The organism is Streptomyces sp. NPDC038135, assembly GCF_055601245.1.
In genome coordinates, this window is the sequence record NZ_JBVJXS010000010.1 from 110,442 (window position 1) to 125,581 (window position 15,140).

Consider the following 15,140-nt stretch of genomic DNA (forward strand, 5'->3'; position numbering starts at 1 on the left):
ACGCCCGCACGCGAACCCGGCATCAGTCCCTTCGGCATCGCCGAACGCACCGCGCAGAGCATCGTCGCGGACACGGGGCGGGCTGTTCACTCAACCGTGAGCGCCTTGGACGCCGCATACGTTGATGCTTTCCACACCAGCGTTACGCCGAGGATCCTGGGCGGTATGCGGCAGGGGCAGCTGACCCATTGCAGTCGAATCTTCTCTTGGGTAGAAGGTGCAGCAATGAATCTGACCGAACGCCTCCGTGAAGCGGTGGAGCACCCTATCTCCTCGGACGCCTTCGATTTTGAAGCGCATCTAGGCGAAGTTTTGCACGAAGCAGGGTTGACAGCGGATGACTGCGGAGGGGCGGTCGCGATCATCGCGGGGGTCGACCCTCTCGTGCCGGCCCGGTTCCGGTTCGGGTCGGCTGCTGCCCTGACACTGGCGGGCAAGGGGGTGGCGGCGTCCGCGATCTGGCGGGACCGGGGCGGAGAGCCGCAAGACATCACGATCGATGTCCGCAAGGCCTTCCGGCGGTTCGCCGGGTTCGCCGACGCCAGATGGGAACTGGTCAACGGGCGGCCGCCGTCGAACAAATGGAACAAGCGCAACCCGTTCATCGACATGCCGTTCTTCCGTCGTACGAGGGACGGGCGGAGCGTCGTTCCGCTGAACGTCTATCCCGGCCTGCGCAGCAAGGCACTCGCCCTGCTGAATTGTCCGGACAGCTCCGAGGCGGTGAACGCGGCCATCGCCACGTGGGACGCGGATGGGCTCGAGGAAGCTGCGGCGGAAGCGGGCATCGTTCTGGCAAAAGTACGCTCGCTGGAGGAGTTCCTCGTCGAGGCGCAGTACACCGAGGTGCTTGCCGACCTCCCGTTGATCGATGTCGAGAAACTCGCGGACAGTGCACCGGCGCCGTTCGCAACCGGGGCGCGGCAACCGTTGGACGGTGTGAGGGCCTTGGGCTTGAGTCATGTCATTGCGGGTGCGGGCATCGGGCGTGACCTCGCCTCCTTCGGTGCTGATGTGCTGAACATCTGGCGCCCCGACAATGTCGAGATCGAGTCCTTCTACTGGGACACGCAGGTGGGTATGCGCTCGGCCTACCTTGATGAATCCGGCCCGGACAGGCTGCGTCTCGACGGGCTGCTCGTGGATGCCGACGTGTTCTTCTCGAACCGACACCCTGGTTATCTGGCTCAGCAGGAGTTGGCAGCGGAGGAACTGTGTGTGCGTCACCCCGGTTTGATTCAGACCGAGGTGCAGATGCACGGTCCGTCAGGTCCGTGGAAGTCGCGTCCCGGGTTCGATGAGATCGGCGCGTGCGTGTCGGGGATCTTCGCGCTCGAGGGCACTCTGGAGCACCCGAAGCAGCCTCCGATGTTGCCCATCGTCGACAACGTGGTGGGCTGGCTAGGCACGATCGGCACGCTGGCGGCGCTGCGGCGGCGGGCGGTCGAGGGCGGCTCCTACCGGGTCCGGGTTTCGCTGACCAAGACCTGCCTGTGGCTGACGTCCCTGGGTGTCTTCGACCGCGAGTTTACGCACGAAACAGCGGGCTCCACGCCGGAGCACTCGCTGATCGACCCGGACCTGTTCACCGCGCAAACCCCACTAGGCACCTACCAGGGGATGACCGACCAGGTGGAGTTCACCTCCTTGCGGCAAGGCCACTTCGCCACCGTTCTCAGTCCTATGGGGGCGGACGAGCCCGCGTGGCGATCCGCACACTGACCTCGACTTTCCGCAAGTCCGCCTGCCGCGGCACGCGCCTGTCGGTGCTCGTATCTGTCTGTCTGTATGTGTTCTTTGGGAGTGGTTCGTTATGGCAGTCGTGACCATCGTCGGCGCCGGAGTGATCGGTGTCTCGTGGGCCCGACTCTTCGCTGCGGCGGGTTGGGAGGTTCGGATCAGTGACCCGCGGCCGGACCTGAAGGACGTAGCCGACCAATACTTGAGTGGACTGCCGGTCACCCTGGGTCCGGATCTGGCCCTTGCCGCGGATGGAGTGGACTTCGTGCAGGAGGCCGGACCGGAGCGGATCAAGATCAAAGAGCAGATGTTCGCGACCCTTGCCGCGCACACAGGTGATGACGTGGTGCTCGCCTCGTCCTCTTCTTCGCTGCTCCCCTCGGCCATCGCGGACGGGAACCCGGCGGCTGACCGAATCGTGATCGGCCACCCGTTCAACCCGCCGGAGTTGATGCCGCTTGTGGAAGTGGTGCCTGGCCCCCGGACGTCCGCGCGCACGGTGGAGCGGGCGGTCGAGATCTACCGTGCGCTGGACAAACTGCCCATCCGGCTGAAACGAGAGATTCCGGGGTTCGTCGGCAACCGGCTGCAGAAGGTCTTCAATGATCAATGCACCTATCTGGTGCAGCAGGGTGTGATCGACGTGGCGGACCTCGATGACCTGGTCCGCGCCTCACTGGGACTGCGCTACGCGACCATCGGACCGTTCCAGAGCGGAAGTCTGGGCGGCGGCCCTGCAGGAATGCGACATCTGGTGACGCATGTCGGCTCCCAGATGACATTTGAGATCGGCGAGCCGGATCCCGCCCGGATGAATGACGTCCTTGAGGCCGTCGAGTCCGCCTACGGCACGGGAGAGTCGGCCTACGAGCGACTGGTTGCCCTGCGGGACGTACGCACTCGTGCCGCTCTTGGGCCGCTGGGATGGCAGCAGCCTTCCGCCCTCCAAGACCCGCAGGAGTGAACTCGACCACCACGCGGCACGCGAAAGGACTTCGACAGTGTGGAAGGCACTGCTGGCGCTCCAAGTGGCGGCTGGACAGGTGTTGCAGGTGAGTCTGCCCGACGGACAGGCACGCGTCTTGGTCGAGACGACGGGTGTTGCCCCTGACGGCATCGTCATGGACGCCGGGATCGTCTACTGGACCACCATGGGGGCACCCATTCAAGACCCTGACACCCCCGGTGAGGGCGGACAGGATTTCTCCCGCCGCAACGGTGGTCTGCACGCGCTGGACATGGACAGCGGTACACAGTGGGACGTGGTGCCACCCGGCACGATCATCACCGGTAAACAACTCACCTCAGACCGGGCCGGCACCCTGTACTGGGCTGACCGGGAAGGGCATCGGATCAGCCGGGTCCGCACCGACGGCAGCGACCTGACCGACTTGGTGGTGACCCCCGCCGACACGGGGATCATGGGCGAATGCGTCGGTGTCGCCGTGGATGCCGGCGCCGGCCATCTGTACTGGACACAAAAGGGCCCGCCCAAGGGCGGTCAGGGGCAGATCCTCCGGGCCGGCCTCCAACTACCGGCCGGTGAGACCGCCGAGAGCCGCACCGACGTCGAAGTGCTCTGGAGTGGATTGCCCGAGCCGATCGACCTGCATTTGGAGGGCGATCGCCTGTACTGGACCGACCGCGGCGCACCCCCATCCGGCAACACACTCAACCGGGCACACGTGCCATCGGCGGGTACGCCATCCGAAACACCCGAGATACTAGCCAATGGATTCGACGAGGCCATCGGCTTGGCCGTCGACAGCGAGGCTGGACTCGCCTACGTCTCTGACCTCGGCGGTCACCTCTACGCAGTTCCGCTTCCTGACGGGCCCGTAGCCGAGGCGGTATCGTGCCGGATCATTGCTCTGGGACCGCTCACCGGCCTGACCGGTTTCGGCTGACGAACCCATCGGGATGGAGCGCTGCAGGTCGGTCCAGGTCCGCTGCGGTGATGGCGGATCGCACTGGTGCCGGCCGCCCCAAGTCACCGCCCGTGGGCATGCGCCCAGAGCCGTCTGTCCCGCAGCAGCGGTGACAGCGCACATGGCCGCCATCTGCGGCCAGCGGCTACTGGTCGGGGTGGACGGCTTGGATGCCGGTGCCAGCGCAGGCCTTGGGGCGACGGCACCGATGCTGCGCAGGTCGCGGGCGGCTTCGAGGAGGAACATCCAGCCCTCGGCGTTGCGTTGCGCGAGGACAGGGTCGTGTCAGGTGCTCCAGTTGTATGTGCCTTCGACACTAAGAAGTCATCTCATTTGGTTGCCTCGGTAGGCTGTGGTTCGTGGTGGGGATCGTTGACCGGCTGGTGTCGGACGAACTGTGGGAGTTGTTCCAACGGGTGGTGCCGGAGGCGCCTTCTCGGCCTCAGGGCGGTGGACGTCGCCGGCATGGCGACCGTGAGGTGCTGGCTGCGATCGTGTTCGTGGCCACGTCGGGCTGCACGTGGCAGCAGTTGCCCGCTGCGTCGTTCGGTCTCTCGGGGGCGACGGCTCACCGCCGTTTTACCGAGTGGTCGAAGGCCAGGGTGTGGGCCAAGCTCCACCGTCTGGTCCTCGACGAGCTCGGCTCCCGCGGCGAGTTGGACTGGTCCCGCTGCGCGATCGACTCGGTGAACATGCGGGCCCGGAAAAGGGGGGTCTGACAGGCCCGAATCCTGCCGACCGGGGTAAGTACGGATCGAAGATCCATTTGATCACCGATCGCACGGGCCTGCCCCTGTCCGTCGGAATCTCGGGTGCGAACGTGCACGACAGCCAGGCATTGATCCCGCTGGTGAAGGGCATACCTCCGGTCCGTTCCCGCCGCGGGCGGCGGCGCCGCGGGCCGGACAAGCTCCACGCAGACAAGGGCTACGACTATTCTCAGCTGCGCCGATGGTTACGAGGGCGTGGCGTCAAGCACCGCATCGCCCGCAAGGGGACCGAGACCTCGCAGCGGCTCTGCCGCCACCGTTGGACCACGAGCGCACCATGTCCTGGCTCGCCGGCTGCCGCCGCCTCCACCGCCGCTATGAGCGCAAGGCCGAGCACTTCCTCGCCTTCACCAGCATCGCCTGCACCCTCATCTGTTATCGGCGGCTCGTCTGCTGATGTGGGCCTGCAGCAGCTTCACGGCCAGGTCGTGGCCATAGTGATCGGTCATGTCCATGGGGGTGCGACCGTCTGGGTCTGCGAGCTCTGGATCAGCCCCAAAGGCCAGCAACACGGCCGTGGTGTGCACAGTCAACGGCTGCCCGCTCTGAAGGGAGCCATCACCCTCGGCGTCGATTGCGTGCGTCAGCAGGGTCATGTTGCCGAAGACCTCGTCCGGATCGGAACCAGCGGCCAGCAACCGAGCCAGGGCCTCTGCATCCCCCTGCTCGACCGCTTGATGCGCGGGTGTCCAGTAGTCGCTCACGGCGACATTCAACTATCCCCACAGCGCGCCTGCCAGCGACTATCCACGTCATCAGCCACCAATTGAGATGACGTCTAAGGACGCACGCGTCCCTGTGAATCGTCCCCCCTACGAAAGTCGGGGGTTGTCAGGGACGAACGTCGGCGGTGGGACCGGCGGCCGTCTGCCTACGGAGGCGTTGCGGCGGCAGACCAAGCACAGGCCCGCCCGACTCGCTGTCGACCGGAAGCGGCTGCACGGCGTCACCATGGCGCCCGGCACCGTGCACCGCATCCTCGTCCGGCGAGGACTCAACCGGCTGCGCGACCTAGACCCGTCGACCGGCGAGCAATTGCGCGAGGTCATCCTGTACGAGCACGAGAGCCCCCGCGACCTGGTCCACTTCGATATCGAGAAACTCGGACGCATCCCCGCCGGCGGCGGCTGGCGCATGCACGGGGGGGACCGAGGCCGCACGGGCCTCCAAGCGCACCGGTCCGGGCACCGGGAAGGTCGGCTAGACCTACCTTCACTCCGCGCTCGACGACCATTCCTGACTTGCCTGCGAGGCCGTGGATGATGAGAAGGCCGTGACCGCGGTCGCCTTCTGTCACTGTTCTCCAGCGACGACACCGCGGCAGCCGATCACGCCCGCGGCCGCCGATCATGCCCCGTCGGATTTCTCCCGGCCTCGGCGCGCTGCCGTCGGCAACGATTTGCGTGACCCGCCCCGGGTGAGCCGTGTCTCATAGGGGCAGCGTTGCTATGCAACGAGGTGCATAGCAGGATCGTGCGCATGGCGCTCGAGCACGCGATCCTCGTCTCCCTGCTGGAGAAGCCGGGTTCCGGCTATGAGCTGGCCCGGCGGTTCGAGCGGTCCATCGGGTACTTCTGGACCGCCACCCACCAGCAGATCTACCGCGTGCTCAAGCGGATGGAGAGCGACCGCTGGATCGACGTCCGGGACGTCCCGCAACACGGTCGTCCCGACAAAAAGGAATACTCCGTCGCCCCGCCCGGACGGGAAGCGCTCGCTGCGTGGCTGAGCGAACCGACCGAGCCGGAGAGCGTGCGGCACGACCTGGCGGTGAAGATCCGGGGCGCCGCCTTCGACGATCCGGCCGCCCTGATCAACGAGGTCGAGCGTCACCGGCAGGCACACACCGACCGCCTCGCCCACTACCTCGCGGGCGAGACCCGCGACTTCGGAGAACCCCCGGCGGACGGTCCGCCCGACGCCGAACGGGAACTCCAGCACGTCGTACTGCGCGGCGGCATCGCGTACGAACGCATGATGATCGCCTGGCTCGACGACGTCCTCGCCACACTCGCCCGCTTCGACGATCACTGACCGGCCGAGCAGGCACTCACCGGACCGTGACCGTGCCCGGACCCACCCTCATCCATCCCAGCCGAAAGGCGGCACCCGTGACCGACGCGCTGCTCTTCAACCCGCGCACTTACGACCCCGCGCACTTCGACCCCGAGACCCGCAGGCTGCTGCGCGCCACCGTCGACTGGTTCGAAGAGCGAGGCAAGCGCCGGCTGATCGAGGACTACCGGACCCGCGCCTGGCTCGGTGACTTCCTCGCTTTCGCCGCCAAGGAGGGCCTCTTCGCGACTTTCCTCACCCCTGCGTCCGCCGCCGCAAAGGGCGAGGGCGACAAGCGCTGGGACACCGCCCGCATCGCCGCCCTCAACGAAATCCTCGGCTTCTACGGCCTCGATTACTGGTACGCCTGGCAGGTCACCATCCTCGGCCTCGGCCCCGTCTGGCAGAGCGACAACCCCGCCGTCCGCGCCCGCGCCGCCGAACTGCTCTCCCAGGGGGAGGTCTTCGCCTTCGGCCTGTCCGAGAAGGCCCACGGCGCCGACATCTACTCCACCGACATGCTCCTGGAACCGGACGGCAGGGGCGGCTTCCGGGCCACCGGCTCCAAGTACTACATCGGCAACGGCAATGCCGCCGGGCTCGTCTCCGTCTTCGGACGCCGCACCGATGTCGAGGGCCCCGACGGCTACGTCTTCTTCGCCGCCGACAGCCGCCACCCGGCTTACCACCTGGTCAAGAACGTCGTCGATTCCTCGAAGTACGTCAGCGAGTTCCGCCTCGAGGACTACCCCGTAGCTCCGGGAGACGTCCTGCACACCGGCCGAGCAGCCTTCGACGCCGCCCTGAACAGCGTCAACGTAGGCAAGTTCAACCTGTGCACCGCCTCGATAGGCATCTGCGAGCACGCCATGTACGAGGCCGTCACCCACGCGCGGAATCGCATCCTCTACGGCCGCCCCGTCACCGCCTTCCCGCACGTGCGGCGCGAGCTGGCCGACGCGTACGTCCGGCTCGTCGGCATGAAGCTGTTCAGCGACCGCGCCGTCGACTACTTCCGCACCGCGGGCCCCGACGACCGCCGCTACCTTCTCTTCAACCCGATGACGAAGATGAAGGTGACCACCGAGGGCGAGAAGGTCATCGACCTGATGTGGGACGTCATCGCCGCCAAGGGCTTCGAGAGGGACAACTACTTCGCCCAGGCCGCCGTCGAGATCCGCAGCCTGCCGAAGCTGGAGGGCACCGTCCACGTCAACCTGGCTCTGATCCTCAAGTTCATGCGGAACCACCTCCTCGACCCGGTCGCCTACGAGCCCGTCCCGACCCGCCTCGACGCGGCCGACGACGGTTTCCTCTTCCGCCAGGGCCCGGCCCGCGGCCTCGGCTCGGTGCGCTTCCACGACTGGCGGGCGGCCTTCGACACCTATGCACACCTGCCCAACGTTGCCCGGTTCCGTGAACAGGCCGATGCGCTGTGCGAGTTCGTACGCACGGCCGCTCCCGGCGAGGAGCAGAGCCGGGACCTCGACCTCCTCCTCGCCGTCGGGCAGCTCTTCGCGCTCGTCGTCCACGGGCAGCTGGTCCTGGAGCAGGCGGCCCTGGCCGGCGTCGAGGAGGACGTCCTCGACGAACTGTTCGCCGTCCTCGTACGTGACTTCTCCGCGCACGCTGTCGAGTTGCACGGCAAGGACTCCGCGACCGAGGAGCAGCAGCTCTGGGCACTCGGTGCTGTCCGGCGCCCGGCGGTCGACGAGGCGCGTTCGGAGCGCGTCTGGCAGCGCGTCGAGGCACTGTCCGGGGCGTACGAGATGATGCCCTGAGGCCTCGGCACGGCTGCGGGGTGCGGCGGCCGCCGCCGCACCCCGCGAGGAGTTCGCCGGTGAGCGTGGAGCGTTCGGCGAAGGCCGACGAGGCACTGGACTACGGTCTCGGGCCCGTTGATCCGGCCGGGCCGCATTTGCCGCACCGCGCACTCAGACCAGGATATGTACGCGATATGTCCGCTTCACGGACGCCACGGGTCAGAACGTGAAGGAGGCACGCAGCACGGACCAGCTGCAGCCCCCGCATCGTAGGTGCAGAGGTGGTCAATGCCGGACAGCGCCTCCAACGGGCGTCGGTGAGCCTCGACGGCCTGCTCTGGCGGTCGTCGGGGTGCGCAGCCTCGGGGCCAGAGCTGTGCGCAGTGCCGGGGTAAGGATGTGGCGGGTCTCGGACGGGGTGAGGGCGGCGGGGGTCGGTAACGGGTTGAGGTAGCGGGTGTAGATGAGGCCGCCGAGGATTGTCACCACGGCTGTGGCGCGGGCGGTCGCGTCCCGGCCACCGAGAAATTCAACAAGCCGGGTCAGCAGCTCGTGTTCCAGGTATTCGCGGATCACTTCGGCGGCCTCGTCGCCCCGGGTGGTGAGCTCCTGGAAGTCGTCGTCCTCCCATAGATCCGTGACCGCGTCGATCAGGCGGTCGGGGAGGGTGGCCGGGTCGCCGCCGAGGACGTCGTCCACTGCCAGTGCGTTGGCGCACTGGAACTGCATCACCTCTGCGAACAGGCCCTTCTTTGAGCCGAAGTGGTAGGCGATCAGCGCCGGATCGACCCCGGCCGCCTTGGCCACCGCACGCACGGTGGTGCGCCGATACCCGTGCTCCAGGAACAACCCGCGGGCCGCCGAGACGATCACCTGGCGGGTCGGCGGGTTGCCGCGAGGGCGGCCTCGGGTGCGGGCGGGTGCGAGGGCGGCGTTATTCATCAACGTTGAGCTTGTGCTTCGTGATCAGCACAGTCAAGGGCGTTCCGGGAAGCACACGAAGGGATGACCCGACATCATGCGTATCGCAGTCTTCGGCGCCAATGGACCGACCGGCCGCCACCTCACCGAGCAGGCCCTCGCCGCCGGCCACCAGGTCGTTGCCGTGACCCGCCGCCCCGGCTCCCTGCCCGCGCGGCCCGGCCTCACCGTAGCCGTCGCCGACGCCACCGACCCGGTGGCCGTCGATGCCGCGCTCGGCGGGACGGACGCCGTCCTATCCGCGCTGGGCGCACGCTTCAGCAAGGAGACCATCACCACGTACTCGGCGAGCGCCACGGCCATCACCGGGGCTATGACCCGCCACGGCATCAAGCGACTTCTCGCTGTCAGCTCCAGCATCGCCGACCCGAACTGGCGTCCCACCGGCGCGCACTTCTTCAACCATGTGCTCGACCCGCTGGTGAACCGGCGCCTGGGCCGCACCCTTCACGAGGACATGCGCCGCATGGAGGACGTGATCCGTCAGAGCAGCCTCGACTGGACCCTCGTGCGACCCTCGGGCCTGTTCGAGAACCCCGTCGTCACCGAATACCACACCGCCGAGACCAGCGCCGACGGCGTCTTCACCGCCCGCGCCGACCTCGCCGCGAGCATGCTGCGCGAGCTGAAGGAACGGCGCTACGTCCGGACAGCCATGGGCGTCATCACCACGGCCGTGAAGCCGAATATCGCCAAGCTGATCTGGAATGAGGGCGTGAAGAAGAAGTGAGCCGGGCGACCGCCGAACTCCCGGTCAGCACGCGGGCGTTCCTCACTACTTCTCATGCCACCTTGATGACGACCTTGCCCGAGCTGTGACCGTTCTCGACGGTGGCGAGGGCGGCCGGGGCGTCGGAGAGCGGATGGACCGCGGTGATGACGGGTGCGAGGAGTCCGTCGAGGGCCAGCCGGGCCGACCGCTGCAGGTTCTCGCGGTCGACGCGACGCTCGACGAAACGCCCACCGAGATCGGGCACAGACATATCACCCACAGAGATGACGTTGCGGTGGTCCTGGGCCAGCGGAGCGACCGTCCGCAGCGAGGTGCCACCGGCCAGGTCGACGATCCCGTTGAAGCCGTCCGGAACCCACTCGCGTGCCGCGGCGGCGACGTCCTCGGCGGTGTAGTCGATGAACCGCACCCCGATGGCCTCGGCGTGCTCGCGTTTGGCGGTACTCCCGGTGCCGATGACCCGCAGTTCGCGCCCGACAGCCAGACGGGCGACGGCGAGGCCGACCCCGCCCCCGACCCCGTTGACCAGGACCGTGGCACCGGCCGGGAGGCCGAGCTGGTCGAGCACGTCCACCGCGGTCGTCCCGGCCACTGGCAGCGTCGCCGCCACGGTCGCGGACAGACCCTCCGGGATGCGCGCGGTGTTCGGCGCGGACAGCACCGTCGTCTCGGCGTAGGTGCCGCCACCGGTGAGTGCGAAACCGAAGACCGCGTCACCCACCTCGAGCCCGCTGACGTCCTCGCCCCGTGCGAGAACGGTGCCGGCTGCCTCCATGCCCAGCACGCGGGGAAACGGACGCCCGCCGTCGAGCCCGTCGACCAGACCCGAGCGCAGCAGGTGGTCGAGGGGATTCACACCGGCGACGTCGACGTGGATCAGCACCTCGTCGCGACCTGGGACGGGATCGGGACGATCAAAGAACTCCTGCACTTCGGGCCCGCCGTACTTGCCGAAACCCCACGCCTGCCCCATCTTCCGCCGCCTCTCGTACGACCGACCCGGTGATTCCGGGCGTTGTCGCCATCCTCACCCCTGACATCGATGTGAGGGGCAACGGGATGAGACGCAGATCACAGCGTCAAGCCGACTGTGCCACCGGTTCCGGGGCCGCGGACAGCTCCGCCCGGTGTCGGCTGTTGGCCCCGATCAGCACGTCGAGTGCGTCCCGGGTCTCGATCAGGTGCGCGATGTCGGCGTCGATCCGGTCGCGCTCGCGCATCATCGCCGTGAACGTCTCCTCGGCGACGCCCAGGTCACCCGGGACATCCACGCACGGCAGCACAGTCGCGATCACCCGGCTGGACATACCCGCGTCGAACAACTGCCGGATGAGTGACACGCGCTGGACCGCACCATCGGAAAAGTGACGCTGCCCCGCGTCGGAGCGTGAGCTGGTCAGCAGGCCCTGCTCTTCGTAGTACCGCAATGAGCGCGGACTCACGCCCGTGCGCTTGGACAACTCGCCTATCCGCATCCCTGAAAGCCTACGCCCGCGAGCACCAGGTACGGACCGCCGTCGAGTCATGGACGCTCGCGGACACACCCACGGCCGCAGACGTGTCCTCCCGGTCCCACGACTGAGCACGTTCGTCTGTACACGCCTGAGCATCTGTCTCGGCATGCCAGGCGCAGGGGCTGCGGTCACAATGACGGATGTTGAGCGGCCCTCGTCCCCCCATCAGTGGGTCGCTCGGCGTCAGCAGAGCTGATCGCTAGTTTCGTCCCTGACGGGATCGGTGGTCAGGACCATGGCCACTACGATCCGCTTGCTCGACGAATGGCGGCGCCGTCGGCCACCGCTCGCCGGCCGACCGGTCCGGCAGTAGCAGACGCGGGGCGTGCTCGGCCAGGATGCTCCGCTACCCCCACCCAGTCTCTGCCGTCGTCCTCGAAGGTGAAGTACACGCTCAGCACGCACGAGAAGGTTTCCCCGGCGGGGGCGTTCTCCCACGCCGTGTCGATGATCCGGACATCGTGTGCCGCGACCCATGCGGCGGCTTCCGCGAAGGGCTCCGCCATAGCCGACCCGAAGAACATCTTTCGCGCCATAGGGTGCACTTGGGAGTCGGCGTCGGAATCATCGAAGTCGTCAGGGACCATCAGGTGAAGACGGGGTTCAGTTCTCATGCGGCCACCTTTCAGCGTTCGGCCGCCTGGTCGCGACCCTCACCGTGAGGACTCCACAGCGCGCTTCGGGGTTGATCCTCGGGGCAGTTCAGATGGCACGGACGTATCCGGCCGTCACTCTGGGAGAACCAGACAGCATGTCTTGCCGGGGTGCACGCCGATGCAGCGGTCCGGTAGTTCGACCTCGAATACCGACAGCTCGGACGGTGGGGAACTCGGCGCCTCAGGGACCCCCAGGCGGGAGATGAACCCGACCTGGGCGGTGGACGCTCCGGCAGCGGCATCAGCAGCTCCCGGGCCGCGGCCAGACGGCCCGTCTTTCCGGAACTTCGACCAGGCCCTCAGCGCCTTCCTCCACCAGCGCCCCCACGACAGCAACGCGGGTCGCTCGGACTGCAGTCCGGTGCGCCGCCGCCGGGCACAGGAAGTGCGAACAGCACAGGCCCGCGTCAGCGAGGGCGGCAAAACCCGTGAACCCGTCCGCGAGGTGGTTGAGCGCATCTCCTTGCCCCGACGCTGCTCCGCCTCGCGAACACGCGCTCTGATTAGCATTACGCATCGCGTCGGCTACCTCACCGACACCCAGGAAAGGATCCTGCGCTTGATCCGTGAGCACATCGCCACCCATGGCGAAGCTCCGACGATCACGCAGATCCGGGCGGCCGCGGGCCTGCGGAGCCGCGCCTCGGTGCACTACCAGCTGGGCGAGCTGGAGACGAAGCACGCGATCGTCCGGGAGCCCGGACAGCGTAGAGGGATCCGCCTGGCATGACCAGCCCCGACCACTACTACCTGCTGTTCACCTGTGACGGTCGCCTGGTTCTGCGCGGCTGGTGGGGAACGGAGGCGGTCGCCCGGAGGAACTTCCGTGTCTGGGGCGGCGAGTACGGCAGCCTGCCCGGTGCCCGGATCACCCTCACTGACGAGGCCACCCCCCTTCAGTCCCCACTCCTCGACGTCACCGAACCCAGCACCCGAGCCCTGTCATCTACCTGCTCGAAAACGCAATCTGGGCCGGTGCGCTGCCCGATCAGCGCCACGAGCGCGCCAAGGAGCTCCTGCACACCCTGAACGCCGCCCTGGACGCCTGACCAACGGGGCGACCACCGCGTCCGGCCCGGCCCCGCCCTCGTGCCGGGCCGGACGCGCCGCTGCCCGAGCCGGGGGAGCGGGCATGCGCCACTTACACCGCCATCCACGACGTCACACCCAGCCGCTGAACGCCCCGGACCCCTCTCTGGCACGGAGGGCGACCGGCAACAACCGGGCCACGCCGCGCAAAACCCCTACCGCGGCGCGCCGCCCGGCACCACCCCCCTGGCGCCCGAACACCGCTGGCCATGTGCCCGCCGACCAGGCAGCCACGCGGCCACCGTTGCGTCCCTTGGTGCCCGGCCCGGCACCGTCCCCATCGTTCGCCGTAACGGCCCGGACGGCGGAGGGCCCGGCACCTGTGCGGTGCCGGACCCTCGTCCTGCCTGCCGGTCTCAGCCCACCAGTTCGGGCTCCCGCTCGGTCGCCGGGAGCCCGTCGTCCGGCGCACCCTCCACGTGCTGCGCCGGACGCTTCGGGAGGGCGGACATCAGCAGGAAGATCACGCTCATGATCCCGGCGACCCACCACAGCGCGTTCTGGAAGGCGTGCGCGAAGGCCGGCCCCACCTGGGCGCGCGTCAGCCGGTCGCCGATCACCCCGAAGAACACCACGGACACCAGCCCGAGGCCGAGCGCGTTGCCCATCTGCTGCACGGTGTTGATGAGACCGGACGCCGATCCGGCATGCTCGCGCGGGACCTCCGAGAGCACCGCGTCCGTCAGCGGGGCGACGATCAGCCCCATGCCGGCCCCCATGACGACCAGCGGGAGGGCCATCTGCCAGGAGGCGATGGCGAGACCGTACCGGTGGGCCTCCCAGATGTAGAGGAGGACACCCGCCGCCATCACCAGCGCGCCCGCCTGGAGCACCTTGCGGCCGAACCGCGGGACCAGCTTCTGCACCGACATCCCGGCCGCCGTGGACACCGCGAGCGAGAACGGCACACCGGTCAGGCCGGCCCGCAGCGGGCTCCAGCCGAGACCGATCTGCATGTACAGCGTCCAGACCAGGAAGAAGATGCCGAGCGCGACACCGAAGACGGTCTGCACGGCGACGCCGGCGGCGAAGCTCTTGACCTTGAACAGCGACAGCTCGATCAGCGGGGAGCCGTCGCGGGCGGCCTTGCGCCGCTCGTAGGCCACCAGCACCGCGAAGACCACCAGCGCGCCCGCCATGCACAGGTGGCCCCACAGCGGCCAGCCCAGCTCACGGCCGCGGGTGAGCGGGTAGAGCAGCATCAGCAGGCCGAGGGTCACCAGGGCGACGCCGACCAGGTCCAGCTTCAGCGCCCTCGGCGCGCGGGACTCGGTGATGTAGCGGCGGCCGAGCAGGAAGGCGACGACGCCGACCGGCAGGTTGATCAGGAAGATGGGCCGCCACTCCAGACCGAACAGGTTCCACTCCGTCAGCAGCGCGCCGAGCAGCGGCCCGGATACCGCGCCGAGGCCGACGATCGCGCCGAACAGCCCGAATACCTTGCCGCGTTCGTGGGCGGGGAAGGTGGCGTGCACGATCGACAGGACCTGCGGGACCATCATCGCCGCCATGCCGCCCTGGAGGAGGCGGGAGGCGACCAGCATCTCCGGATTCGCGGCGAACCCGCACAGCGCCGAAGCCAGGGTGAAGCCGCCGATACCGACGAGGAACAGCCGGCGGCGGCCGTGGATGTCGCCGAGACGGCCACCGGTGATCAGGCCGGCGGCGAAAGCGAGGGCGTACCCCGCGGTTATCCACTGGATCTGGCAGCGGGACGCGTCCGCGTCCCGCTGGATCGAGGGGATCGCGATGTTGACGATCGTGACGTCGACGAGGTCCATGAAGGCCGCCGCCATGATGATCGCGAGCGCGAACCAGCGGCGGCGGTCGCCCGGTGCCTGCTGTGTGCTGAGGGTTGGTTCCGTGGAGGTCATGCGTCCAAGCTAGGACCCCAGTAGGTCAGATCGTGTC

Annotated in this window: 14 protein-coding genes and 1 pseudogene; 9 read left to right on the top strand and 6 right to left on the bottom strand. The window is 68.1% G+C overall.

Annotated features, from left to right (window positions below):
- Positions 1–225: 225 nt before the first annotated feature.
- The 4 genes and pseudogenes from ACZ7JA_RS27740 (at position 226) to ACZ7JA_RS27755 (ending at position 4,835) form a co-directional block, all read left to right on the top strand.
- Positions 226–1,722: a CoA transferase gene (locus ACZ7JA_RS27740; RefSeq protein ID WP_351673465.1), complete on the top strand. Its 1,497-nt coding sequence runs from the start codon at positions 226–228 to the stop codon at positions 1,720–1,722.
- Between the two features lie 91 nt (positions 1,723–1,813).
- Positions 1,814–2,704, top strand: coding sequence for a 3-hydroxyacyl-CoA dehydrogenase NAD-binding domain-containing protein (locus ACZ7JA_RS27745; protein WP_470811016.1), 891 nt, complete (start codon positions 1,814–1,816; stop codon positions 2,702–2,704).
- Positions 2,705–2,741: 37 nt separating this feature from the next.
- Positions 2,742–3,647 carry a hypothetical protein gene (locus tag ACZ7JA_RS27750; protein ID WP_470811018.1) on the top strand — a complete coding sequence of 302 codons (906 nt, stop codon included), beginning with the start codon at positions 2,742–2,744 and terminating at the stop codon, positions 3,645–3,647.
- A gap of 389 nt (positions 3,648–4,036) precedes the next feature.
- A pseudogene (locus tag ACZ7JA_RS27755) lies at positions 4,037–4,835 on the top strand (IS5 family transposase).
- Here the strand turns inward: ACZ7JA_RS27755 and ACZ7JA_RS27760 are convergent.
- Positions 4,807–5,142 (bottom strand): ankyrin repeat domain-containing protein, encoded by a 336-nt coding sequence (locus ACZ7JA_RS27760; protein WP_389451580.1) that lies wholly within the window; start codon positions 5,140–5,142, stop codon positions 4,807–4,809. The pseudogene ACZ7JA_RS27755 and the gene ACZ7JA_RS27760 overlap by 29 nt on opposite strands.
- Positions 5,143–5,917: 775 nt before the next feature.
- On the opposite strand from ACZ7JA_RS27760, the gene ACZ7JA_RS27765 reads away from it, so the two are divergent.
- The gene (locus ACZ7JA_RS27765; RefSeq protein ID WP_470811020.1) at positions 5,918–6,472 is read left to right on the top strand and encodes a PadR family transcriptional regulator; all 555 of its coding nucleotides are present in this window, start codon (positions 5,918–5,920) and stop codon (positions 6,470–6,472) included.
- 77 nt (positions 6,473–6,549) lie between these two features.
- Positions 6,550–8,274: an acyl-CoA dehydrogenase family protein gene (locus tag ACZ7JA_RS27770; RefSeq protein WP_470811022.1), complete on the top strand. Its 1,725-nt coding sequence runs from the start codon at positions 6,550–6,552 to the stop codon at positions 8,272–8,274.
- A 267-nt stretch (positions 8,275–8,541) separates the two neighbouring features.
- On the opposite strand, the gene ACZ7JA_RS27775 is transcribed toward ACZ7JA_RS27770, so the two are convergent.
- On the bottom strand, positions 8,542–9,198 hold the full coding sequence (locus ACZ7JA_RS27775; protein WP_470811024.1) for a TetR/AcrR family transcriptional regulator: 657 nt from the start codon (positions 9,196–9,198) through the stop codon (positions 8,542–8,544).
- A 76-nt stretch (positions 9,199–9,274) separates the two neighbouring features.
- Here ACZ7JA_RS27775 and ACZ7JA_RS27780 point away from each other — a divergent pair, with 76 nt between their 5' ends.
- Positions 9,275–9,967 (top strand): NAD(P)-dependent oxidoreductase, encoded by a 693-nt coding sequence (locus tag ACZ7JA_RS27780; protein ID WP_351667167.1) that lies wholly within the window; start codon positions 9,275–9,277, stop codon positions 9,965–9,967.
- Positions 9,968–10,019: 52 nt separating this feature from the next.
- Here the strand turns inward: ACZ7JA_RS27780 and ACZ7JA_RS27785 are convergent, their stop codons facing one another.
- From ACZ7JA_RS27785 to ACZ7JA_RS27795, 3 genes are all read right to left on the bottom strand, one after another.
- Entirely contained in the window at positions 10,020–10,943 is a 924-nt protein-coding gene (locus ACZ7JA_RS27785; protein WP_470811027.1) for an NADP-dependent oxidoreductase, read from the bottom strand.
- Between the two features lie 106 nt (positions 10,944–11,049).
- Positions 11,050–11,445: a MerR family transcriptional regulator gene (locus ACZ7JA_RS27790; protein ID WP_351667164.1), complete on the bottom strand. Its 396-nt coding sequence runs from the start codon at positions 11,443–11,445 to the stop codon at positions 11,050–11,052.
- A 281-nt stretch (positions 11,446–11,726) separates the two neighbouring features.
- Entirely contained in the window at positions 11,727–12,098 is a 372-nt protein-coding gene (locus tag ACZ7JA_RS27795; RefSeq protein ID WP_389451572.1) for a hypothetical protein, read from the bottom strand.
- A 427-nt stretch (positions 12,099–12,525) separates the two neighbouring features.
- On the opposite strand from ACZ7JA_RS27795, the gene ACZ7JA_RS27800 reads away from it, so the two are divergent.
- The gene (locus ACZ7JA_RS27800; RefSeq protein WP_470811029.1) at positions 12,526–12,870 is read left to right on the top strand and encodes a LexA family protein; all 345 of its coding nucleotides are present in this window, start codon (positions 12,526–12,528) and stop codon (positions 12,868–12,870) included.
- Positions 12,867–13,169: a hypothetical protein gene (locus ACZ7JA_RS27805; RefSeq protein WP_470811031.1), complete on the top strand. Its 303-nt coding sequence runs from the start codon at positions 12,867–12,869 to the stop codon at positions 13,167–13,169. The genes ACZ7JA_RS27800 and ACZ7JA_RS27805 overlap by 4 nt, the downstream gene beginning before the upstream one ends.
- Positions 13,170–13,585: 416 nt before the next feature.
- Here the strand turns inward: ACZ7JA_RS27805 and ACZ7JA_RS27810 are convergent, their stop codons facing one another.
- On the bottom strand, positions 13,586–15,103 hold the full coding sequence (locus ACZ7JA_RS27810; protein ID WP_470811033.1) for an MFS transporter: 1,518 nt from the start codon (positions 15,101–15,103) through the stop codon (positions 13,586–13,588).
- Between the last annotated feature and the right edge of the window lie 37 nt (positions 15,104–15,140).

Bases quoted from the DNA above. Each gene is read 5' to 3' on its own strand.
- ACZ7JA_RS27740 (WP_351673465.1), top strand. From the start codon at position 226: ATGAATCTGACCGAACGCCTCCGTGAAGCGGTGGAGCACCCTATCTCC.
- ACZ7JA_RS27745 (WP_470811016.1), top strand. From the start codon at position 1,814: ATGGCAGTCGTGACCATCGTCGGCGCCGGAGTGATCGGTGTCTCGTGG.
- ACZ7JA_RS27765 (WP_470811020.1), top strand. From the start codon at position 5,918: ATGGCGCTCGAGCACGCGATCCTCGTCTCCCTGCTGGAGAAGCCGGGT.
- ACZ7JA_RS27775 (WP_470811024.1), bottom strand. From the start codon at position 9,198: ATGAATAACGCCGCCCTCGCACCCGCCCGCACCCGAGGCCGCCCTCGC.
- ACZ7JA_RS27780 (WP_351667167.1), top strand. From the start codon at position 9,275: ATGCGTATCGCAGTCTTCGGCGCCAATGGACCGACCGGCCGCCACCTC.
- ACZ7JA_RS27785 (WP_470811027.1), bottom strand. From the start codon at position 10,943: ATGGGGCAGGCGTGGGGTTTCGGCAAGTACGGCGGGCCCGAAGTGCAG.
- ACZ7JA_RS27790 (WP_351667164.1), bottom strand. From the start codon at position 11,445: ATGCGGATAGGCGAGTTGTCCAAGCGCACGGGCGTGAGTCCGCGCTCA.
- ACZ7JA_RS27795 (WP_389451572.1), bottom strand. From the start codon at position 12,098: ATGAGAACTGAACCCCGTCTTCACCTGATGGTCCCTGACGACTTCGAT.
- ACZ7JA_RS27805 (WP_470811031.1), top strand. From the start codon at position 12,867: ATGACCAGCCCCGACCACTACTACCTGCTGTTCACCTGTGACGGTCGC.
- ACZ7JA_RS27810 (WP_470811033.1), bottom strand. From the start codon at position 15,103: ATGACCTCCACGGAACCAACCCTCAGCACACAGCAGGCACCGGGCGAC.